We start from the raw sequence: 19,607 nt of genomic DNA on the forward strand, positions 1-19,607 counted from the left end.
ATGAAAGTTAGCGAATCCTGGTTGCGCGAGTGGACCAACCCAGATATCGATACACAGGCTGTGGTTGATCAGCTGACCATGGCAGGCATTGAAGTGGATGCAACCGAGCCGGTCGCCGGTGCATTTTCTGGCGTAGTCGTGGGTGAAATTGTCAGCATCGAACAGCACCCGGACGCCGACAAGTTGCGCGTCTGTCAGGTTGCAGGCCATCCCGATGGTGGTCAAATGCAAGTCGTGTGCGGTGCGCCCAATGCGCGCGCTGGGTTAAAAATCCCATTCGCCACCGTGGGCGCAAAACTGCCCGGCGATTTCAAAATTAAGAAAGCAAAGCTGCGCGGTGTCGAGTCGCTCGGCATGTTGTGTGGCCAAACTGAGCTCGAAGCCGGGGATGACGATGAAGGCTTGTGGGAACTGGCCGCTGACGCCCCGGTCGGCGCGGACTTGCGCGATTACTTGAACCTGAACGATACCATTATCGAAGTGGATATCACGCCGAACCGCGGTGATTGCCTGAGCGTTCGTGGTTTGGCCCGCGAGTTAGGTGTGATAAATCGCCATCCGGTCTCAGAGGTCGCCGCGGAGCCTGTAGCGGCGACAATCGACGACTCTCTGTCGGTTGTTATTGAGGCCGGCGAGGCCTGCCCGCGCTACTTGGGCCGCGTTATACGTGGTGTTAATGTTGCGGCGCCAAGCCCGCTTTGGATGCAGGAAAAACTGCGCCGTGCCGGGTTGCGCCCTATTGATGCCATCGTAGATGTTACCAACTATGTATTGCTGGAGTTGGGTCAACCGATGCACGCGTTTGACTTAGCTAAGCTGGACGGCGGCATTGTCGTTCGCGAGGCGAACGCCGGCGAAACGTTGACCTTGCTTGATGAGCAGGAAATCGAGCTGAAAGAAGGCACTCTGCTGATAGCGGATAACGCCAAGCCCCTGGCGATGGCTGGAATTATGGGTGGCCTGGATAGCTCGGTAACAAAATCCACGCAGGATATTTTCCTCGAAAGCGCTTTTTTCAACCCAATTGCTATTGCCGGCCGCGCTCGCAGCTACGGGTTGCACACTGACTCATCCCATCGCTTTGAGCGTGGTGTCGATTATGAATTGGCACGCCAAGCGATGGAGCGTGCAACTGAGTTGCTCATCAGTATTGTTGGCGGTAAGCCGGGACCTGTAAACGAGCAAACCTCCGACGCAATGCCGCAGGCGGGCAGTGTTGGATTGCGTAAAGCCCGTATCGTCAGTGGTCTCAGCATCGAAATGGACGATGCTACGGTTACCGATATTGTTACCCGTTTGGGGTTCGGGGTAGAGGCTTCCAGCGCCGAGGGGTGGCAGGTGCGCGTTCCCAGTTGGCGTTTTGATGTTTCGATTGAAGCCGATCTGCTCGAAGAGCTTGCCCGTATCTATGGTTACAACCGCCTGCCGACCAAGGTGCCGGATCAGAGCATGGCGATTAAGCCGCACACAGAGTCGCGACAAAAATTGGCGAGACTGCGCAGTCACCTGATCGGCCGCCGTTATCAAGAAGTGGTGACCTACAGCTTTATCGATCCCAAATTAGCCGCTCAGTTTGAGCCGGAAATTGACCCGGTGGCACTACAGAACCCAATCAGTACCGATATGGGCGTTATGCGTACCAGTTTGTTGCCAGGTCTGGTGAGTGCGTTGCGCCATAACATCAACCGTCAGCAAGCGCGTGTGCGCCTGTTTGAGTCGGGGCAGAAGTTTGTGCCGAATGCTGATGGGGTGGCGCAAACCCCAACGCTGGCAGGTTTGCTCTATGGGCCGGCTGCTGCCGAGAATTGGGCGGACGCTGACAGCAAAGTAGACTTCTTTGATTTGAAAGGGGATGTGGAGTCTTTGCTTTCGGTAGGCGGTAATGGAGACAATTTTGAATTCAAGGCCGACACCCATCCGGCACTGCACCCCGGGCAGACGGCCGGGATATTCTGTAAAGGCGCAAAGATTGGTGTTTTAGGCGCCATTCACCCCGCTTTGCAGGATGAGCTCGACCTGCCGGATGGCGTGTTTGTGTTTGAAGTAGCGCTCGACCCTTTACTCGACGCCCGGGTGCCGGCTTTCTCGCCACTGTCGAAATTCCCCGCCGTGCGGCGCGACCTGGCACTGCTGGTGGATCGCGAATTGCCGGTTGATGACCTACTCAAAGCGATCACTGACACCGCCGGCGAGCACTTGTATGACTTAAAGGTGTTTGACCTTTATATGGGCAAAGGCATTGATCCGCATAGAAAAAGTGTGGCATTGGGCTTGACCTTTCAGCATCCTTCCCGCACTCTTAACGATGAAGAAATTAATGGGTTTGTCGATGCTGTGGTAAGCCACGTTACTGGGGCATATGGCGCAACCTTGAGATAGGCAGGAAAACCTATGTCCAATAATGCGCTGACAAAAGCGGATTTGGCAGAAAAATTATACGAAGAGCTGGGCCTTAACAAGCGCGAGGCCAAGGAGCTGGTAGAGCTATTTTTTGAAGAAATACGCCACTCCCTGGAATGTAACGAGCAGGTTAAGTTGTCTGGCTTCGGTAATTTCGATCTGCGCGATAAAAGTCAGCGCCCAGGGCGCAACCCAAAAACCGGGGAAGAAATCCCTATCAGTGCGCGTCGCGTGGTCACTTTCAGACCCGGGCAAAAGCTTAAGGCTCGAGTAGAAACCTATGCTGGAACCAAGTCATAACGACGAACTGCCGGTAATACCCGGCAAGCGGTACTTCACCATTGGTGAGGTCAGCGACTTATGTGCGGTAAAGCCGCACGTGCTGCGCTATTGGGAGCAGGAATTCCCCCAGCTGAAGCCTGTTAAGCGTCGGGGTAACCGTCGCTACTATCAGCGTCAGGACGTGCTGACCATTCGACAAATCCGCTCTTTGCTGTACGACCAAGGCTTTACCATTGGCGGGGCGCGCCAACAAATGAGCGGGGAAACGGCCCAGCAAGATGCCACCCAGTTTAGCCAGTTGGTTAGCCAAATGATTTCGGAGCTAGAGCACCTGCTGGAAGTGCTAAAGCCAGATTCTCGTCAATAACCTAAGCCTGCCTAAGTCGCTGAAAAATAAGGACTGGGGCAGTTGCAATCTCTGATATTTAAGGTATTATGCCCAGCTTCTCAGGACGCCCAGCTGATCTGAGAGCCCGCCTGTTTCGGAACGTAGCGCAGCCTGGTAGCGCACCACACTGGGGGTGTGGTGGTCGTGGGTTCGAATCCCGCCGTTCCGACCATTTTTCTTTACCTTTCAATATCTTACCGTTAACAGCTAACTTCTTCGTTACTGCACAAGATAACAGGCATGACGCCGGGCGCTTATCTCACTGTTTTACAGCCGGTTTTTGGGGTGGCACACGTCAGAGAAGATGCTACTATGTGCACCTATTTTGGATCCAGGTGTGGGCGCATTAGCCGAATTTCTGTGCCCGACAATAACAATTGAGGTATGTACGTGACTAAGCAGTTAATGATTTATGAAGACATTCAGCCGGTAACTAACGATCAGCACCGCAACGCGGCGATTAAAGTGACTGACCACTCATTCGCCAGTGAGCTGACTTCTATTCCGTTGCTGGCTACTGAAATTACCATGGCCGCTGCCGAGTATCCGGTTATTTTCTCTGCGCCTAACGAGCAGGGTGAACACACTCCTCTGGCTATTGTCGGTGTCGAGCAGGGTGAAAACCTGATGTTGAACAGCAAGCAGGCTTTTGATGCGCGCTACGTTCCGGCATTTATCCGCCGTTATCCGTTTGTATTCGCTGGCGCCGAGGGTGGTGAGAAGCTGACCTTGTGTGTTGATGCCGCGAGCAAAGCACTGATCGCAGATGGCTCTGAAGGTAACCGTTTGTTTGATGACAACGGCGAGCAATCAGAATTTTTGAAAGAGATCCTCAAGTTTTTGCAGGATTACCAGTACCGCGCTGAAATGACCAAGGTGTTCTGCAAGCAGTTGAAAGATCTTGATTTGCTGGAGCCAATGCAGGCCAATATCGAGTTCCGCAACAATGAAGATAAGAATATGAGCATTAAAGGTTTCTACACGGTTAAGCGTGAGAAGCTGAAAGCTTTGACCGACGAACAAGCGTTGGATCTGTTCAAGCGCGACGGTTTGGAGCTGATTTTTGCTCACCTGCAGTCGCTGGACAACCTGAATTTACTGATTGAGCGCAAGCACGAGAAACTGGCGGCCGCGTAATGTGCCACTAGCTTTGGCGTGATAAAACCGGCCCAGTGGCCGGTTTTTTTATGGCTGCAGCTTTTACGGCAGCCGAATGACTAACGTGTCTGTAGCTGCTTCATTGACGATGTCACGGGCCGTGGTGTGAAAAAGCGAGGTAAATCTGGATTCGTTGTGGTGACCTATAATCAACAAGTCGCAGCCGAGTTTTTGCACGGTGGCGTGTATTTCTATGGCAGGGTCGCCAAAGGCGATGTGCAAGTTGTCGAGCGGAATTTGGTTGTGTGAGGCGAGAGCGCTTAAGTCTGGAAATATCTGTTGGCGAATGTGAGCCTCGTTTGCAGCGTGGTTACGACCAGTCATGTCACCCAGCCCCGTGACAGGGTGCTCTTCAATATGGACTATGTGAATATTTTGGGCGGGCACAAGTTCGAGCGCTTTTTTCAAAAGCAATGCCCCGTGATCGTCTTTCCCTAAGCTGAGGGCGACTAAGATTTTTTGATGGCCTGCCATTGCTCGTCCTGTTTTTCGTCGTGCTCGTTGTGAATTTGTAGCTGTGAACTAAACTGCGCCGTCTGCGTACGTTATATTAATTATTCATACTTTAGTGCGAGAAAGTGGTTATGTCGACTCTTCAAACCGATACCTTGCGCGGACAATCTGTACTGGTAACCGGCGGCTCAGGTTTTATTGGTGCTGAGCTGGTGCGGCAGCTTGTGGAGCTGGGTGCCCTGGTTACCGTACAAACCCGCTACCCCAAGCTCACCCGCGGCAAGTTGCCTGCCAGCGTTGTCGTGCTGGAAGATTTATTGAGGTTAAATCCGTCCGGCTACGATGCGGTGGTCAATCTCGCCGGCGCCCCAATCATGGATGAGCGGTGGAGTAAAAAGCGCCAAGCGGAATTACTTGCCAGTCGGGTAGACACGACAGAGCTGCTGTTGGAGCATTTACGTAATTTGAATAAGTTTCCTGAGGTCGTGGTCAGTGGCAGTGCTATTGGATTCTATGGTGATACGGGTAATTCAGCCGCCGATGAGACGGCAGCGGGTGGTGAAGGCTTCGCGGCGCAATTGTGTCGGTCATGGGAGGCCTCTGCGCAAGGCTTTGCGGCGGAAGGCGCCAGGTTATGCCTACTGCGCACGGGTGTGGTGTTGGCTAACGGGGGAGGGGCATTACAGCGCATGCTGACGCCCTTTAAGCTTGGGCTGGGTGGTCCAATCGGTAGCGGCAAGCAATGGATGAGTTGGATTCATCGCAACGATTTGGTGCGCATGATTCTTTGGCTGTTGGTCGATGGTGAGGTGAGGGGTCCCGTTAATGCTGTTGCTCCAGAGCCGGTAACGAATAAGATGTTCACGCGCACTCTGGCCGAGGTACTGAACCGTCCGTGCTTTTTTCCTATGCCGGCTGCAGCCGTGCGGCTACTGTTTGGTCAAGCTGGGCAGGAGTTGTTGTTGGCCAGCAACCGTGTCAACCCAAGCGTCGCTTTATCGCGTCAATTTTCTTACCAATTTTCGGTCCTGGATGAAGCCTTAATCGCGAGTGTGTGAATTTTTTTATAAATTGCGCTTGAAAAACTTTTGCTTGCCCTTAGATAAGGGGTGTACCCGCTCGAATGAGGGGACATGAACAGCCTGATCTACAGGATAGGCTAAACCATTATATTGCTCTGAATTGAGGATATTATTATGCGTAATTTTGATTTATCTCCACTGTACCGTTCTTCTATTGGCTTTGACCGTATGGCCAGCTTGCTTGACACGATTTCACGTTCCGAGCAGAGCCAGCCCAGCTACCCGCCGTACAATATTGAATTGACCGGCGAAGACCACTATCGAATTTCTATGGCGGTTGCCGGTTTTGATCGCGAAGAGTTAACCATCGAAGTGAATCAAAACAATTTAACCGTTGCCGGCCAAAAGGCGGAAGATGACGACTCGCGCACATTCTTACACCGCGGTATTGCAGCGCGCAATTTTGAGCGTCGTTTCCAATTGGCAGATCATGTTCGCGTGCATGGTGCGAATATTGAAAATGGTTTACTGCATATCGATTTGGTGCGAGAAGTACCAGAGGCAATAAAACCACGCACCATTGAAATATCGACCACAGCTGAGCAACCTCGTGTAGAGAAGGCTCGCGAGGCGGACGCATCAGCCGCGGCTTAAAGTGCCACTCCTCATTATTTTAACCCCTAACTTGTGCCGGTTCCGCCGGCACTTTTTTTATGCCTGCGCATAATTGCCCGCTTTGCCGGTGTTTAACCGATACTGAATTCTGCCGCGATCGGCGCCGAACTTATTGGCAGTGCCCGCAGTGCGAGCTGGTCTTTGCTGAAAAAAGTTTCTGGCTCTGCGCCGCTGACGAAAAAGCTGAGTATGACTTGCACGAAAACAGTGTTGTTGATGTGCGGTACCGGCAATTTTTAAATCGTTTGGCTGCGCCACTAATGCAGCGAATTAGCGTTCCTGCGCGGGGGCTCGATTTTGGTTGTGGCCCCGGCCCGGCATTGCAGGCCATGCTGCAAGAGGTGGGCTTTGAGGTTGATGTGTACGATATTTTTTATGCGCCTGATCCTGGTGTGTTCAAGTGCGGCTACGATTTTATTACTGCCACCGAGGTGGTCGAGCATTTACACGACCCCAAGTTCGAATTGAATCGTCTCTGGTCAATGCTACACCCTGGAGGCTATTTGGCGATCATGACCAAGCGCGTGCAAGGCCAGGCAGCGTTCGCCAATTGGCACTACAAAAATGACCCCACGCATGTCTGTTTTTTCAGTGAGACGACTTTTTATTGGCTGGCAGACAGCTGGCAGGCGTCTGTCGAATTTCCCGCGAGCGATGTGGTTTTGCTGCAAAAGCCAGCGCGAACTTAGTCAGCTGGTACTGAATAATTTGGCGCGCACGGTGGCGCGGTAATCACTGGGGTTGGTGTCGAGGTGCTGTTTAAACAGTTCCGCAAAATAGGCAGTGTCTTGATAGCCGCAGCGCTCGGCAATTTCCGCGATGGTTAAGTTACTGGTTTTAAGTAAGTCGCGCGCAACCACCATGCGGGCATTGGTGAGGTAGGTGTGCGGTGTTGTACCTGTAGCACTTTTGAAGCGCCGGTTTAAGGTTCGGGTGCTCATATCAAAGCGCTTGGCTAAATCGGCAATGTTACTGAAGCGTGCGTAATTATCCCGCAGCCACATTTGAACTTGCACTACCTGCTCGTCTGGATGGGGGTGGTCATCATTTTCGTAATAGGCGGAGCTTTCGTAGGAGCGACGGATTTCATGCGAAAAATGTCGCTCCACGTGCCCGGCAATGGAGCGGTCAAACAAGCGACTGATAAAGTGCACCGTCAGATCGGCCAGTGAGTTGACACTGGCTGCGCAGTAGCGGCGTCCCGCCTGGGTAATAAAGTGTTGCCGCTTTAATTTTACTTTCGGGTAATCTCGTTGGAACTGATCAAAATAGTGCCAGTGGGTGGTGGCCGCCTGATCGTCCAATAGGCCAGCTTCTGCCATAAAACAGCAGCCGGTACCCACGGCGCATATGGCGGAGCCATTTTCATGGCTTGCGCGCAGCCAGTCTATGAGCTCGCCAGAGCGCTTTAGGGTGGGGCGCGGGTTCCGCCAAAGGGCGGGTAAATAAATAATATCTGGGCTGCCGGCGGTATCCAGGGTTGAGTCCGGCGTCCACATCATTCCGGCGGGTGCTTGCAGCCTGGCGTCAGCTTGGGCGGTTGTGCAAATTTCAATGTTGCGAATATTGATTGCATCGCTGGAGTTGTGAGCCAGTTGCGCGGTGCGCAACATTTCCATCGGCAATACGGTACCCGTAGCGAGCATATTCTCCGTTAATACGAAGGTGATTCGGCTGTTTTCGGTGCTCATAGCTTTGCTGCTCGGTGTTTATATGATGTTTGGCCAATATGCCATACTTTGTGGCCATTATCACCCTGTCGGCTTGGGCGGCAAGGCCATACACTGCTGCGATCCGTAATTCCCAGTCTATTGTTGTTTGTTAGGAGAGAGTCATGTCCCGATTACCCGTTATTGTTGGCTTTGGCGGTTTCAATGCGGCGGGCCGTAGTTCGGGGCATCACGGGTTTCGCCGTATGATCCTGGAAAGTCTCCCGGATCAGGAGCGGCAGGAAACGCTTGCAGGGCTGGGCGTTATGATGGGGCTGCTGCGCTGCCAAGATGGTGAATGGTGCGATAGCGACGGTAATCCATTAACCCTACCGCAAATCGAATCTCAGTTTGGCGATGCCATTCGTGCCGGCAGTTTGATTCGCCGGATAGATAGCTCTTTCTTTGATGTAGATTCCGTTTACTGGCAAAAATCGGCCAAACTCGACGTTGAGGAAGGTACGCAAAGCTTTGTCCTGAAAGCCCGGGATTTGCCCGAGCCGGTTCCCGAGAATTGGGCCGTCACTGAACTTGAAGGCCGCAAAGTACGTGTCGAAATATCGGGAACTCTGGAGGTAAAACTCGACAGTTACCGCGAAATCCCGGTTAAATCCGCAGGCCAGTTACCTCGCGGCTTTAACCCGGAAAACCTTTATAACGCTCGCTTTCATCCCCGCGCGCTGCAATTAGCCGTGATAGGCGCCTCCGATGCGGTTCGCTCAGTAGGTGTTGAATGGGGACATATAGCGGCAGCCGTGCAGCCCGATGAAGTGGGGGTTTACGCCAGCAATGTCATGAGCCAGATGGATGACAATGGTTTTGGCGGCTTATTGCAATCGCGCCTGCGCGGCGGCCGGGTTACCACCAAACAATGCCCGCTCGGACTGAACAGCATGCCCGCCGACTTTGTTAACGCCTACATTCTCGGCAGTGTAGGCCATACCGGCGCCATTGCCGGTGCTTGTGCTTCCTTTTTATATAACTTGCGCGCTGCCGTTGAAGATATTACCTCGGGCCGCTGTCGGGTGGCGGTGGTGGGCAATGCCGAGGCCCCTATCACATCGGAAATTATTGACGGCTATGCCACCATGGGCGCTTTGGCGACCGAAGAAAAGCTGATGAAAATCGACGCGGCTGAGTCGACCGACCCGGCCCGCAGCAGCCGTCCGTTTGGGGATAATTGTGGATTTACCATCGCTGAGTCCTCCCAGTACATAGTGTTAATGGACGATGCGCTTGCGCTTGAGTTGGGGGCGGATATTCACGGCGCCGTAAACGATGTATTTATCAATGCCGATGGCTACAAGAAGTCGATCTCCGCTCCCGGCCCGGGCAATCATATTACCTTTGCCAAGGCGGTGGCATCGGCGCGTGCCATCTTGGGGGACGAGGTTGTGCGCACACGCTCTATGGTGCATGCACATGGCTCCAGCACCCCGCAAAATCGCGTTACCGAGTCCCAGATTTTTGACCAGGTGGCGGAGTATTTCGGCGTCACGCAGTGGCCTGTCGCGGCTATTAAGGCATTTGTGGGGCACTCGCTGTCTCCCGCCAGTGGCGATCAACTCATCGCGAGCCTGGGAACGTTTAAATACGGCATTGTGCCCGGTATTAAGACCATCGATAAGGTGGCCGACGATGTGTACGCCGAGCGCTTGAACCTTCCGGTAAGCGATTTTACTCCAGCTGGCGGTATTGACGTCGCCTTTCTCAACTCCAAGGGTTTTGGAGGCAACAACGCCACGGCCAGTATCCTGTCGCCTAAAGTGGTGGATCAGATGCTGGAAAAGCGTTATGGTGCCGCGCGCTTTGCCGACTATAAAGAGCAGCGTGAAGTCACACGGGCGCAGGCCTCGGTCTACGACCGAGCCGCTTTGCGCGGTAACTTCGACACAATCTACCAGTTCGGTGAGGGTTTGATTGACGAGTCGAAAATCGTTTTTGAGGGCGGGGAAATACGCTTGCCCGGGTTCGACAAGCCCGTCAATTTAGATCTGCCCAATCGATTCGGCGATATGGTGTAAGCCAACAACCGCCCCCGAGCTGAGCGATCTGTTGCCCAATGGCGACCACTGGGGTCGTTGTGAGCCCAGCTGTCGGCGAATTTTTGTGCAGTTGGCGCTTGATAGTGCTATACAAAGCCGTATCTTTACCTTAGAATACGGCGCCTTTCGCAATCGGACCATAGTTCGTTTGTGTGAACCAGTTTAACTATGATGGGCGAGACCCGTCTGATACAACTACAGGAAAGCATCAATGGTAACTATTCGTCTGTCACGTGGTGGCTCCAAAAAGCGTCCTTTTTACCACCTGACCGTAAGCGACAGCCGCAGTGCGCGTAACGGCCGTTTCATCGAGCGCGTTGGTTTCTTTAACCCAATCGCCCGCGGTCAAGAAGAGGCCTTGCGCATCGACCAGGAACGTATCGATTACTGGGTAAGCCAAGGCGCCCAGGTGAGCGAGCGCGTTGCCAAGCTGATTAAAACTGCCGCTTAATCGCTGTTAGCCCGATGACGACAGGGTCTTCTAATCTGGTCGATGTCGGGCGTATTACCGCTGTTTTCGGTATTCAGGGGTGGGTAAAGATCCACTCCGGAACCGAACCTGCGGAAAACCTGTTTGAGTATGACCCCTGGTGGCTGAAAACAGCCCACGGAGTCAAAGCGGTCGAAATCGACGCTGTACGTCCCCATGGTAAGGGCTTTGTAGCTCATATCAAAGGTGTGGATGACCGCGATCAGGCCGCTTCTTATACCGGTACAACCATTGCTGTTGAAAGAAATCAGCTGCCGGAGTTGGCCATTGGCGAATTCTATTGGCATCAGCTGCAGGGATTGAGTGTGATCTCCCGCTTTGGCGATACAGAAACTCGATTGGGTTGTGTAAGCCGGATGCTGGAAACCGGCGCAAATGATGTGCTCGTGATCCAGGCTGACGAAACCAGCGTGGATGACCGGGAACGCTTAGTGCCTTATATTCCCGAGCAATATGTGCTCGATGTGAATTTGGAAGCTGGAACCATTACTGTTGATTGGGATCCGGATTTCTAACAAGGGGGCGCAGTGACCAGTAAAGCGGAGCCAGAGCCAATGAAATTGGCCGTGATTACGCTTTTTCCGGACATGTTTGCGGCCCTGACTGAAAGTGGTATAACCGCGCGGGCGGTGAAAGATGCAAGGGTCGCCATCAAATGCTGGAACCCCCGTGACTTCACCTTCGATAAGCACCGCACGGTAGATGATCGCCCATACGGCGGCGGCCCTGGCATGTTGATGAAAGTTCAGCCGCTGGCCGACGCAGTGGAGGCTGCCAGAGCCTGGACCGGTGTGGCGAAAGTTGTGTACATGTCCCCGCAAGGGCAGACATTTACGCAGCAGGCGGCGCAGTCGATGGCGAGTCAAGAAGGCAATTTAATATTAATTGCCGGACGCTACGAAGGCATTGACGAGCGCTTGATAGAGTCTGTGGTTGACGAGGAATGGTCGATCGGGGATTACGTACTGTCCGGTGGCGAGCTGCCGGCGATGGTGCTGATGGATGCACTGATCCGTCTGTTGCCCGGAGCACTCGGGGATAAACAGTCTGCTGTAGAGGACTCCTTTAGCGATGGGCTTTTGGATCACCCTCATTACACGCGCCCTGAAGTGCTAAAGGGGGCAAAGGTGCCGGAGGTTTTACTCTCTGGTGACCACCAAAAAATTCGGCGCTGGCGCTTACAACAAGCGTTGGGGCGAACCTGGCTGAGAAGGCCAGACTTGTTGCAACAAAAAGACTTAACCGAGGAGCAGCAAACGCTGTTGACGGACTTTCGTCGGGACCTTGAAAACGACTCACTCTAGCTGTGAAGCTACAGAATCTCAGGAGATTAGAGATGACCAACAAAATTATTCAAGAGCTCGAAAACGAACAGCTCAAGCAAGACGTACCAGAATTCGCTCCGGGTGATACCGTTGTGGTTCAGGTAAAAGTAACCGAAGGTAACCGCGAGCGTCTGCAGGCCTACGAAGGTGTTGTTATCGCTAAGCGTAACCGTGGTTTGCACTCTGCGTTCACCGTTCGTAAAATTTCTTACGGTGTTGGTGTAGAGCGTACTTTCCAAACTCACAGCCGCCAGGTTGACAGCATTAAAGTTAAGCGTCGCGGTGACGTGCGTCAGGCCAAGTTGTATTACTTGCGCGATCTGACTGGTAAGGCTGCACGTATTAAAGAAAAGCTGGGCGCCTAATTGGTGCGGCTGCTGTTTGCGGCGGTCTCCATTTAGGACTCAAAAAAGCCGGCGTCGAGCCGGCTTTTTTTATGCCTGGTATTTAGCCTTGGTGTGGGGTTGGTGTTTTAGTGCGGGCGCGGGATAATGCAGCAAAGCACTGTGCTTGGGGATGACATGGTAAAAAAAGTATCCGCTCGTGTGTCAACCGCTATTGATCAGTATCTCGACAGTCTATGGTTGGAGCGAGGTCTATCGGTAAACACCCAGCAAAGCTATCGCCGGGATCTGGTGCACTTTGGAGCCTGGCTCGGTGAGCAGGCAATTGCCGATTTAAGCAGCGCGAATACGCGCCATATTCTGGCCTACCTTGCCTGGCGCCACGGGCAAAACTACTCAAGTCGCTCTACGGCACGACTGCTGTCTTGTTTGCGGGGTTTTTACCGCTACCAAATTCGCGAGGGTGATCTTACTGAAGATCCGCTGGCGGGCATCGATAATCCCAAATTGCCTCGGTCACTGCCTAAACTTCTGACCGAAAAAGATGTCGAAGCTTTACTGGCCGCTCCCGATTTAGAAGATAGTGTCGGGGTGCGTGACAAAGCCATGCTGGAGCTGCTGTACGCTTGTGGGCTGCGGGTGTCAGAATTAACGGGTTTGACCTTGCCCATGGTGAACTTGCGTCAAGGCGTGGTGAGAGTGCTGGGTAAGGGTAGTAAAGAGCGCTTGGTGCCTATGGGGGAGGAGGCGGCTTACTGGTTGGATCGCTTTATACGTCAGGGACGTCCAGAATTGGTAGGACGCCAGCCAATAGAGACGGTATTTCCCAGTATCAGGGGGCGCGAAATGACCCGGCAAACCTTTTGGCATCGTATTAAATATTGGGCCAAAGTGGCGGGCATAGAAAAGCCGTTGTCCCCGCACACCTTGCGCCATGCATTTGCCACTCACCTCATTAATCATGGAGCGGATTTACGAGTGGTTCAGTTGTTGTTGGGGCACAGTGATTTGTCAACGACTCAAATATATACCCATGTGGCACAGGCGCGAATGCAGAGTTTACACAAGACGCACCACCCGCGCGGATAATCCCCGAGGCGTTGCCCTGGCAAGGGTTTGAGCGAGGTTGGAGTGTGTTACACTGCCACACACAAAGAGACAGAGATTTAGTTATGTGGATTAAGCGTTTACGTTTCAGTTTTATGGCCTGTGCGCTGGCGTCAGTAGCGACTATCGCTCAGGCTCAGGAGGCGACCGAGTCGACTCCCGAAGAGGCGATTTCAGCGGCTCTGAAGCAAATTGTTGGTGATGCACAGCTGGGGCCGATTCGTCCATCTGTTGTTGATGGTTTGTATACCGTGCAGGTAGTCGGCGGGCCGACTTTGATGGTAACCCCGGACGGCAAATACGCTGTGATGGGTGACACCTACGAAATTACCCCCGGTGGTTTGGCCGCAGTACAAGACCCCTATTTGCAAAACGCTCGCAAGGAATTTCTGGCTAATCTAGAGGTTACAGAATCGATCAACTTCGCTCCTGAAGAGGGTGCCAAGCACGTCGCCTATGTATTTACTGATGTCGACTGCGGTTATTGTCGGCGGTTACACAGCCAGTTGCATGAGTATCGGGAACGCGGTGAACTAAAACCCGGGTACAACGATTTGGGTATCGAGATTCGCTACCTGGCATATCCTCGCGCCGGAGCGAACAGCCCGTCTGCTGCCAAGCTTGAAAGTGCCTGGTGTGCCGATAATCAGCAAGAAGCTCTCGACAAGCTAAAAAGCTTGCAGGAAGTGGAGCCCAAATCTTGTGAGGCCTCTCCCGTTGCCCGTCAATATGTTAAAGGTGGTGAGTTGGGGGTGAATGCAACGCCTGCTATTTTACTGCCCGATGGCCGCTTCTTTTTGGGGTACTTACCTCCCGAGCGTCTGTTAAACACTATTACCGAAGGCGAGTAATTCCGCGCCACCCCAACCCATTTGTTGGATAATTGACAGCAACCAATGCTCTGAGTATGGTTGCTGTCTTTTCTTTGCCCCCCATTAAGAGGATATGAAATTGAAACCGGTCAGATTAGGCATCTGCGGTCTAGGCACCGTAGGCAGTGGCACCATCAATGTACTGGCGCGCAATCAGCACGTCATCAATGCCCGTGCCGGTAGCGAAATTATTATCGAGCAGGTGGGTGCCCGACGCGATAATGTTCATGTGGATATGTCTGCACTGAATGTCACTCGCGATATTTTCGATGTTGCTGTTAACCCCAATGTCGATGTGCTGGTCGAGCTGATTGGCGGCACCACGGTTGCCCGTGAGCTGGTGATGCAAGCGATAGACAACGGCAAGCACGTCGTTACCGCCAATAAAGCGCTGATCGCCGAGCACGGCAATGAAATTTTCGCCGCCGCGGAAGCGAAGGGCGTCACTGTCGCCTTTGAAGCGGCCGTAGCCGGTGGTATCCCTATTATTAAGTCGATTCGCGAAGGCTTGTCGGCAAACCGCATTGAGTGGTTGGCCGGTATTATTAACGGCACTGGCAACTTTATTTTGACAGAAATGCGCGATAAGGGCCGCGACTTCGCTGATGTCCTTCAGGAGGCTCAGGAGCTGGGCTACGCCGAAGCCGATCCTACGTTTGATGTCGAAGGTATTGATGCCGCCCATAAATTAGTCATTTTAGCGTCCATGTGTTTCGGTATACCGCTGCAGTTTGAAAAAGTTTTTACCGAAGGCATCAGTAAGATTGAGCCGGTAGATGTGGCCTATGCTGATGAGCTAGGCTATCGTATTAAGCACTTGGGTATTGCCCGTCGCGTCAATGATGGCATTGAGCTGCGCGTGCACCCAACGCTGATTCCTGAGCGCCAGCAGCTGGCTAACGTCGATGGCGTGATGAACGCTATTATGGTGAAGGGTGATGCTGTCGGTCCAACCATGTATTACGGCGCCGGCGCCGGTGCTGAGCCTACAGCTTCCTCTGTGATCGCGGATATTGTCGATGTGGCGCGTACCTTAACCGCCGACCCGGAACACCGGGTGCCTTATCTGGGTTTCCACCAGAGCAGCTTGGCTGACGACGCGATCATGCCGATAGACGAGGTGGATACCGCCTACTACTTGCGCATGTCGGCCCTTGATAAGCCAGGTGTGCTGTCGCAAGTAGCCACTATCTTGAGTGACTCGGGCATCAGTATTGAGGCGCTTATCCAGAAAGAGGCGGACGATGATGAAGAGATTGTTCCCCTGATTCTTTTGACCAACCGTGCCGTTGAGAAAGATTTGGCGACAGCGATCAGTAAAATTGAAGCTTTGAGCTCAATTACCGGTCCGATTACCCGAATTCGCCTGGAACCGTTAAAATAAGCACTATTCAAGACAACAACAGAATTACTCAGGTTAATAACGTGAAATACATTAGCACTCGCGGCCAAGCGCCGTCGCTTTCTTTTGAAGAGGTAGTACTGACTGGCCTCGCGTCCGACGGCGGCTTGTACGTGCCGGAAACTTTGCCAAACTTCAGCAAGGAAGAAATTGCCAGTTGGGCAGGTCTTTCCTATCAAGAGCTGGCCTTTAATATTATGAAGCCATTTGTCGCCGGCGAAGTTCCCGATGACGACCTGAAAGCTCTGATTGAAAAGGCTTACGCAAGCTTTCGTCACGACGCCATTGCACCACTGGTGCAAACTGGCCATAACGAATGGATTTTAGAATTGTTCCAGGGGCCGACTCTGGCGTTTAAAGATTTTGCATTGCAGTTTCTCGGCCATTTGCTTGATTACATTCTGAAAAAGCGCGATCAAAAAGTTGTCGTGATGGGGGCCACCTCGGGTGACACCGGCTCGGCGGCGATTGAAGGTTGTCGGCGCTGTGAGAATATCGATATTTTTATTCTGCACCCACATAACCGGGTGTCGAATGTCCAGCGCCGTCAGATGACAACCGTGCTGGAAGATAACGTGCACAATATTGCGCTAGACGGTAATTTTGACGACTGCCAGAACATGGTTAAGGCGAGTTTTGCCGATCAGTCTTTCTTGCCTGAAGGGCGCCAGTTGGTGGCGGTTAACTCCATTAATTGGGCGCGCATTATGGCGCAGATCGTCTACTACTTTTACGCTTCTCTGGCGTTGGGTGGGCCGCACCGTCCAGTGTCATTCTCGGTTCCGACCGGTAACTTTGGTGATATTTTTGCCGGGTATCTGGCCAAACGCATGGGACTGCCTATCGATCAGTTGATCATTGCCACCAACAGCAACGATATTTTGCATCGCTGTATCAGTGCCAACGATCATAGCAAGCAAGAGTTGCATCATACTCTGTCGCCCAGTATGGACATTATGGTGTCCAGTAATTTTGAGCGAATGCTGTTTGAGTTGTATGACCGCGACGGCGCCGCCATAGCGACATTGATGGAAGACTTTAAGTCCGGAGCAATGCATCTGAGTGAGACGGCTCTGTCTGGCGCGCGCGAGCTATTTGCCAGCTATAAAGTTGACGACACAAGGATGCTGGATGTTATTCGCGATGTATTTGAGCAAACCGAATACCTGCTCGATCCGCACACGGCGATTGGCGTCGAAGCGGCGCGCGCAACACGCCGTAACCAAGACGTACCTATGGTGTGTTTGGCAACGGCGCATCCGGCTAAATTCCCGGAAGCGGTGCAAAAAGCCGGTCAGGATGAAGAACCCAAACTGCCACACCATATGGCTGACTTGTTCCAGCGTGAAGAGCGCTATGAAGTACTGCCAAATGACGCCGAAACCGTCCATAAATTTATGACCGGTCATTTGGCTTGTTGATGAATAAGTCTGATGTCTGAGGCCAGACGTCAGACGCTTTCATTGATGGCGCAGTAGTAGCTTCAGTGAGTTGCTATTGCGTCCGACTTCCGACTTCAGTCATCCGACGAGTCTTTCTCCATGCAAAAACTAATCAAACGGCGCGCGGCGCCCAGCTCGCCACTGTCCGGCACCGGACTCCCCCCCTTGCTAGAACGCTTGTACGCGGTGCGTGGCGTCTCTCAGGTGCAGGAGTTAGATCTCACGCTTAAACGATTGTTTAAACCTACGATGAAGGGATTGGAGGAGGCCGCTGCCATTTTGGCCGATGCTGTGGTGGCGGACGCGCGTTTATTGATTGTAGGGGATTTCGATGCCGATGGCGCAACCAGCTCGGCGCTGTCGGTATTGGCGTTACACGCTATGGGCGCTCGCCATGTAGATTTTCTTGTGCCTAACCGGTTTGAATACGGTTATGGTCTTACGCCTGAAATTGTCGAGGTGGCCGCCGGCTACCAGCCCGATGTCATTATTACGGTGGACAATGGCATTTCCAGTTTAGCGGGGGTGGCGGCGGCGCAACAATTGGGGATCGCGGTGGTCGTGACGGACCACCACCTGCCGGGTGCGCAACTGCCCCAGGCCGAAGCCATTGTTAACCCAAACCAACCCGGGTGTGAGTTTCCCAGTAAGAACCTAGCCGGTGTGGGCGTTATATTTTATGTGATGAATGCACTTAAAAATGAGTTAGTGAATATTGGCTGGTTTAAAGAGCTTGGCGTCGAGCCGCCCAATATGGCGAACTATCTCGATTTGGTGGCGTTGGGAACGGTTGCCGATGTCGTACCACTGGATAGTAACAATCGTATTTTGGTGGAGCAGGGCTTGCGCCGAATTCGCGCCGGTGTTGCGCGCCCGGGGATTCTCGCCTTGCTTGAGGTGGCGGGGCGCGCTAAAGAGCGTTTAGTGGCGAGTGATTTGGGGTTTGCCATTGGTCCACGCCTTAATGCCGCGGGTCGCCTGGATGATATGAGTATTGGTATTCAGTGCCTGCTCACTGACAATCCCGTGCAGGCGCGCGAACTGGCCGCCGAGTTGGACGGTTTTAACCGGGACCGCAAGGCTATTGAGTCTGGTATGCAGCGCGAAGCCTTTGCCATGTTGGACATATTGCAGGTCAATGATGACGAGGATATGCCCTGGGGTTTGTGTCTTTACGACGCCAGTTGGCATCAGGGGGTGATTGGAATTCTCGCCTCTCGCATCAAAGACCGTTTTCATCGGCCGGTGATTGTATTTGCCGATTCGGATGAGGGCGAAATTAAAGGTTCGGCGCGTTCTATTCCCGGATTACATATTCGCGATGCTCTCGATGCCGTGGCGGCGCGCCACCCTGAATTACTGCAAAAATTTGGTGGCCATGCCATGGCGGCGGGAATGAGCATTAAGGCTGATCACTACCAAGATTTTTGTCATGCATTTGACAGCGAGATAAAACGCCAGCTTTGTGCCGATGACTTACAGGCTGTTTTGTTAAGTGATGGCGAGCTTGAGCCCGCCGAATTTGCCCTTGATCTAGCGCATCAGTTGCGAGATGCCGGTCCTTGGGGGCAGCAATTTCCAGAGCCACTATTCGACGGCGATTTTTATGTTGTCGAGCAGCGTATCGTTGGTGAAAAACACCTGAAACTGTTACTGGCCGTGGATGAGGCTCGTCAGCAACTGATTGATGCTATTGCGTTTAACGTGGATACCGCCCTGTGGCCGAACAGTGGCGCCAGTAAGCTCAGGCTTGCCTACAAGCTCAATGTCAACGAGTACCGGGGTCGCGAATCGGTCCAGTTACTGGTCGATTATATCGAGGCCCTCTAGCCGGTTACTCGTTGACCGTGGGTTTTACAGTAACGGCTCCAGTACCGGCCAGACATTGCCCAGCATTAAGGGCTGAGCCTCGGCAACCGGGTGGATGCCATCGCTTTGCATTAACTCTGGGTTAAGCGCCACTCCCTCCAATAAAAATGGCACCAGGGCAATGTCGTGGGCCTGTGCCAGTGCTGGGAACATGTTGGCGAAAGCACCGGCGTAACGCGCACCGTAATTGGGTGGAATTTGTATGCCCACCAATACCACCTTCGCATTAATAGCCCGTGAGGCCTCAATCATCTGGCTCAAATTGCTGCGCATGATTTTAATGGGTTGGCCACGTAAGCCGTCGTTACCGCCGAGCTCCAGCAGTACCAATTCTGGCTTGTGTGTCTGCAGTAGTCTGGCCAGGCGAGCTGCACCGCCGGTGGTCGTTTCCCCACTGACACTGGCATTGATCACTGTGTAAGCGCGTTGCTCGCGGCTCAGCTTGTCTTGCAGTTGTTGGACCCAGCTTTGTTGGAGGTCGATACCGTAACCTGCACTCAGGCTATCGCCCATTACCAGTATGGTTTTATCGCTGGCTGCGACAATATGTGTAAATAGCAGCAGAGCAAAGCATCCATTTACCAAAATTAAACGTCTAAACCTTTTGAGCATAGTAGAATCCAA

20 protein-coding genes and 1 tRNA gene are annotated in these 19,607 nt (G+C 53.0%); 18 read left to right on the top strand and 3 right to left on the bottom strand.

Annotated elements, in window-relative coordinates:
- The 5 genes from pheT (at position 1) to QWI17_RS14195 (ending at position 4,207) form a co-directional block, all read left to right on the top strand.
- Entirely contained in the window at positions 1 to 2,379 is a 2,379-nt protein-coding gene (pheT, locus tag QWI17_RS14175) for a phenylalanine--tRNA ligase subunit beta (RefSeq protein ID WP_302723176.1), read from the top strand.
- Positions 2,380 to 2,391: 12 nt separating this feature from the next.
- Positions 2,392 to 2,700 carry an integration host factor subunit alpha gene (gene ihfA, locus QWI17_RS14180; RefSeq protein ID WP_302723177.1) on the top strand — a complete coding sequence of 103 codons (309 nt, stop codon included), beginning with the start codon at positions 2,392 to 2,394 and terminating at the stop codon, positions 2,698 to 2,700.
- Positions 2,681 to 3,049 (top strand): MerR family transcriptional regulator, encoded by a 369-nt coding sequence (locus QWI17_RS14185; protein WP_302723178.1) that lies wholly within the window; start codon positions 2,681 to 2,683, stop codon positions 3,047 to 3,049. The genes ihfA and QWI17_RS14185 overlap by 20 nt, the downstream gene beginning before the upstream one ends.
- A 116-nt stretch (positions 3,050 to 3,165) precedes the next feature.
- Positions 3,166 to 3,242 (top strand) — tRNA-Pro (locus QWI17_RS14190).
- A gap of 212 nt (positions 3,243 to 3,454) precedes the next feature.
- The gene (locus QWI17_RS14195; RefSeq protein ID WP_370661380.1) at positions 3,455 to 4,207 is read left to right on the top strand and encodes a SapC family protein; all 753 of its coding nucleotides are present in this window, start codon (positions 3,455 to 3,457) and stop codon (positions 4,205 to 4,207) included.
- A 63-nt stretch (positions 4,208 to 4,270) separates the two neighbouring features.
- On the opposite strand, the gene QWI17_RS14200 is transcribed toward QWI17_RS14195, so the two are convergent.
- Positions 4,271 to 4,702, bottom strand: a complete 432-nt coding sequence (locus QWI17_RS14200; protein ID WP_302723180.1) for a universal stress protein — start codon at positions 4,700 to 4,702, stop codon at positions 4,271 to 4,273.
- 110 nt (positions 4,703 to 4,812) lie between these two features.
- Between QWI17_RS14200 and QWI17_RS14205 the strand changes: the two genes are divergently transcribed.
- From QWI17_RS14205 to QWI17_RS14215, 3 genes are all read left to right on the top strand, one after another.
- Positions 4,813 to 5,739 (top strand): TIGR01777 family oxidoreductase, encoded by a 927-nt coding sequence (locus tag QWI17_RS14205; RefSeq protein WP_302723181.1) that lies wholly within the window; start codon positions 4,813 to 4,815, stop codon positions 5,737 to 5,739.
- A 138-nt stretch (positions 5,740 to 5,877) separates the two neighbouring features.
- Positions 5,878 to 6,357, top strand: a complete 480-nt coding sequence (locus tag QWI17_RS14210) for an Hsp20 family protein (protein ID WP_302723182.1) — start codon at positions 5,878 to 5,880, stop codon at positions 6,355 to 6,357.
- Positions 6,358 to 6,416: 59 nt separating this feature from the next.
- Positions 6,417 to 7,067 (top strand): class I SAM-dependent methyltransferase, encoded by a 651-nt coding sequence (locus QWI17_RS14215; protein WP_302723183.1) that lies wholly within the window; start codon positions 6,417 to 6,419, stop codon positions 7,065 to 7,067.
- On the opposite strand, the gene QWI17_RS14220 is transcribed toward QWI17_RS14215, so the two are convergent.
- A complete protein-coding gene (locus QWI17_RS14220) occupies positions 7,068 to 8,069 on the bottom strand; it encodes a GlxA family transcriptional regulator (RefSeq protein WP_302723184.1) in 1,002 nt (333 codons plus the stop codon).
- 143 nt (positions 8,070 to 8,212) lie between these two features.
- On the opposite strand from QWI17_RS14220, the gene QWI17_RS14225 reads away from it, so the two are divergent.
- The 10 genes from QWI17_RS14225 to recJ all read left to right on the top strand — a co-directional run bounded on the left by QWI17_RS14225 (position 8,213) and on the right by recJ (position 18,944).
- Positions 8,213 to 10,111 carry a beta-ketoacyl synthase gene (locus QWI17_RS14225; protein WP_302723185.1) on the top strand — a complete coding sequence of 633 codons (1,899 nt, stop codon included), beginning with the start codon at positions 8,213 to 8,215 and terminating at the stop codon, positions 10,109 to 10,111.
- A gap of 232 nt (positions 10,112 to 10,343) precedes the next feature.
- Positions 10,344 to 10,583 (top strand): 30S ribosomal protein S16, encoded by a 240-nt coding sequence (rpsP, locus tag QWI17_RS14230; RefSeq protein WP_302723186.1) that lies wholly within the window; start codon positions 10,344 to 10,346, stop codon positions 10,581 to 10,583.
- A 14-nt stretch (positions 10,584 to 10,597) separates the two neighbouring features.
- Entirely contained in the window at positions 10,598 to 11,137 is a 540-nt protein-coding gene (rimM, locus tag QWI17_RS14235) for a ribosome maturation factor RimM (protein ID WP_302723187.1), read from the top strand.
- 39 nt (positions 11,138 to 11,176) lie between these two features.
- The gene (trmD, locus tag QWI17_RS14240; protein ID WP_302723299.1) at positions 11,177 to 11,926 is read left to right on the top strand and encodes a tRNA (guanosine(37)-N1)-methyltransferase TrmD; all 750 of its coding nucleotides are present in this window, start codon (positions 11,177 to 11,179) and stop codon (positions 11,924 to 11,926) included.
- A 32-nt stretch (positions 11,927 to 11,958) separates the two neighbouring features.
- Positions 11,959 to 12,312 (top strand): 50S ribosomal protein L19, encoded by a 354-nt coding sequence (gene rplS / locus QWI17_RS14245; RefSeq protein WP_302723188.1) that lies wholly within the window; start codon positions 11,959 to 11,961, stop codon positions 12,310 to 12,312.
- Between the two features lie 156 nt (positions 12,313 to 12,468).
- The gene (gene xerD, locus QWI17_RS14250; RefSeq protein ID WP_302723300.1) at positions 12,469 to 13,380 is read left to right on the top strand and encodes a site-specific tyrosine recombinase XerD; all 912 of its coding nucleotides are present in this window, start codon (positions 12,469 to 12,471) and stop codon (positions 13,378 to 13,380) included.
- An 83-nt stretch (positions 13,381 to 13,463) separates the two neighbouring features.
- A complete protein-coding gene (locus QWI17_RS14255) occupies positions 13,464 to 14,249 on the top strand; it encodes a thioredoxin fold domain-containing protein (RefSeq protein ID WP_302723189.1) in 786 nt (261 codons plus the stop codon).
- A 94-nt stretch (positions 14,250 to 14,343) separates the two neighbouring features.
- Positions 14,344 to 15,654 carry a homoserine dehydrogenase gene (locus tag QWI17_RS14260; protein WP_302723190.1) on the top strand — a complete coding sequence of 437 codons (1,311 nt, stop codon included), beginning with the start codon at positions 14,344 to 14,346 and terminating at the stop codon, positions 15,652 to 15,654.
- Between the two features lie 41 nt (positions 15,655 to 15,695).
- Positions 15,696 to 17,093, top strand: coding sequence for a threonine synthase (gene thrC, locus QWI17_RS14265; protein WP_302723191.1), 1,398 nt, complete (start codon positions 15,696 to 15,698; stop codon positions 17,091 to 17,093).
- Positions 17,094 to 17,213: 120 nt separating this feature from the next.
- A complete protein-coding gene (recJ, locus tag QWI17_RS14270; protein WP_302723192.1) occupies positions 17,214 to 18,944 on the top strand; it encodes a single-stranded-DNA-specific exonuclease RecJ in 1,731 nt (576 codons plus the stop codon).
- A gap of 24 nt (positions 18,945 to 18,968) precedes the next feature.
- Here the strand turns inward: recJ and QWI17_RS14275 are convergent, their stop codons facing one another.
- Entirely contained in the window at positions 18,969 to 19,595 is a 627-nt protein-coding gene (locus tag QWI17_RS14275; RefSeq protein ID WP_302723193.1) for an arylesterase, read from the bottom strand.
- Between the last annotated feature and the right edge of the window lie 12 nt (positions 19,596 to 19,607).

The organism is Gilvimarinus gilvus, from assembly GCF_030518155.1.
In the GTDB taxonomy this organism is placed as follows: Bacteria; Pseudomonadota; Gammaproteobacteria; order Pseudomonadales; family Cellvibrionaceae; genus Gilvimarinus; species Gilvimarinus gilvus.

What these genes read in the sequence shown, in the direction of transcription:
- pheT (WP_302723176.1), top strand. Translation starts at nt 1, where the DNA reads ATGAAAGTTAGCGAATCCTGGTTGCGCGAGTGGACCAACCCAGATATC.
- ihfA (WP_302723177.1), top strand. Translation starts at nt 2,392, where the DNA reads ATGTCCAATAATGCGCTGACAAAAGCGGATTTGGCAGAAAAATTATAC.
- QWI17_RS14185 (WP_302723178.1), top strand. Translation starts at nt 2,681, where the DNA reads ATGCTGGAACCAAGTCATAACGACGAACTGCCGGTAATACCCGGCAAG.
- QWI17_RS14195 (WP_370661380.1), top strand. Translation starts at nt 3,455, where the DNA reads ATGTACGTGACTAAGCAGTTAATGATTTATGAAGACATTCAGCCGGTA.
- QWI17_RS14200 (WP_302723180.1), bottom strand. Translation starts at nt 4,702, where the DNA reads ATGGCAGGCCATCAAAAAATCTTAGTCGCCCTCAGCTTAGGGAAAGAC.
- QWI17_RS14205 (WP_302723181.1), top strand. Translation starts at nt 4,813, where the DNA reads ATGTCGACTCTTCAAACCGATACCTTGCGCGGACAATCTGTACTGGTA.
- QWI17_RS14210 (WP_302723182.1), top strand. Translation starts at nt 5,878, where the DNA reads ATGCGTAATTTTGATTTATCTCCACTGTACCGTTCTTCTATTGGCTTT.
- QWI17_RS14215 (WP_302723183.1), top strand. Translation starts at nt 6,417, where the DNA reads ATGCCTGCGCATAATTGCCCGCTTTGCCGGTGTTTAACCGATACTGAA.
- QWI17_RS14220 (WP_302723184.1), bottom strand. Translation starts at nt 8,069, where the DNA reads ATGAGCACCGAAAACAGCCGAATCACCTTCGTATTAACGGAGAATATG.
- QWI17_RS14225 (WP_302723185.1), top strand. Translation starts at nt 8,213, where the DNA reads ATGTCCCGATTACCCGTTATTGTTGGCTTTGGCGGTTTCAATGCGGCG.
- rpsP (WP_302723186.1), top strand. Translation starts at nt 10,344, where the DNA reads ATGGTAACTATTCGTCTGTCACGTGGTGGCTCCAAAAAGCGTCCTTTT.
- rimM (WP_302723187.1), top strand. Translation starts at nt 10,598, where the DNA reads ATGACGACAGGGTCTTCTAATCTGGTCGATGTCGGGCGTATTACCGCT.
- trmD (WP_302723299.1), top strand. Translation starts at nt 11,177, where the DNA reads ATGAAATTGGCCGTGATTACGCTTTTTCCGGACATGTTTGCGGCCCTG.
- rplS (WP_302723188.1), top strand. Translation starts at nt 11,959, where the DNA reads ATGACCAACAAAATTATTCAAGAGCTCGAAAACGAACAGCTCAAGCAA.
- xerD (WP_302723300.1), top strand. Translation starts at nt 12,469, where the DNA reads ATGGTAAAAAAAGTATCCGCTCGTGTGTCAACCGCTATTGATCAGTAT.
- QWI17_RS14255 (WP_302723189.1), top strand. Translation starts at nt 13,464, where the DNA reads ATGTGGATTAAGCGTTTACGTTTCAGTTTTATGGCCTGTGCGCTGGCG.
- QWI17_RS14260 (WP_302723190.1), top strand. Translation starts at nt 14,344, where the DNA reads ATGAAATTGAAACCGGTCAGATTAGGCATCTGCGGTCTAGGCACCGTA.
- recJ (WP_302723192.1), top strand. Translation starts at nt 17,214, where the DNA reads ATGCAAAAACTAATCAAACGGCGCGCGGCGCCCAGCTCGCCACTGTCC.
- QWI17_RS14275 (WP_302723193.1), bottom strand. Translation starts at nt 19,595, where the DNA reads ATGCTCAAAAGGTTTAGACGTTTAATTTTGGTAAATGGATGCTTTGCT.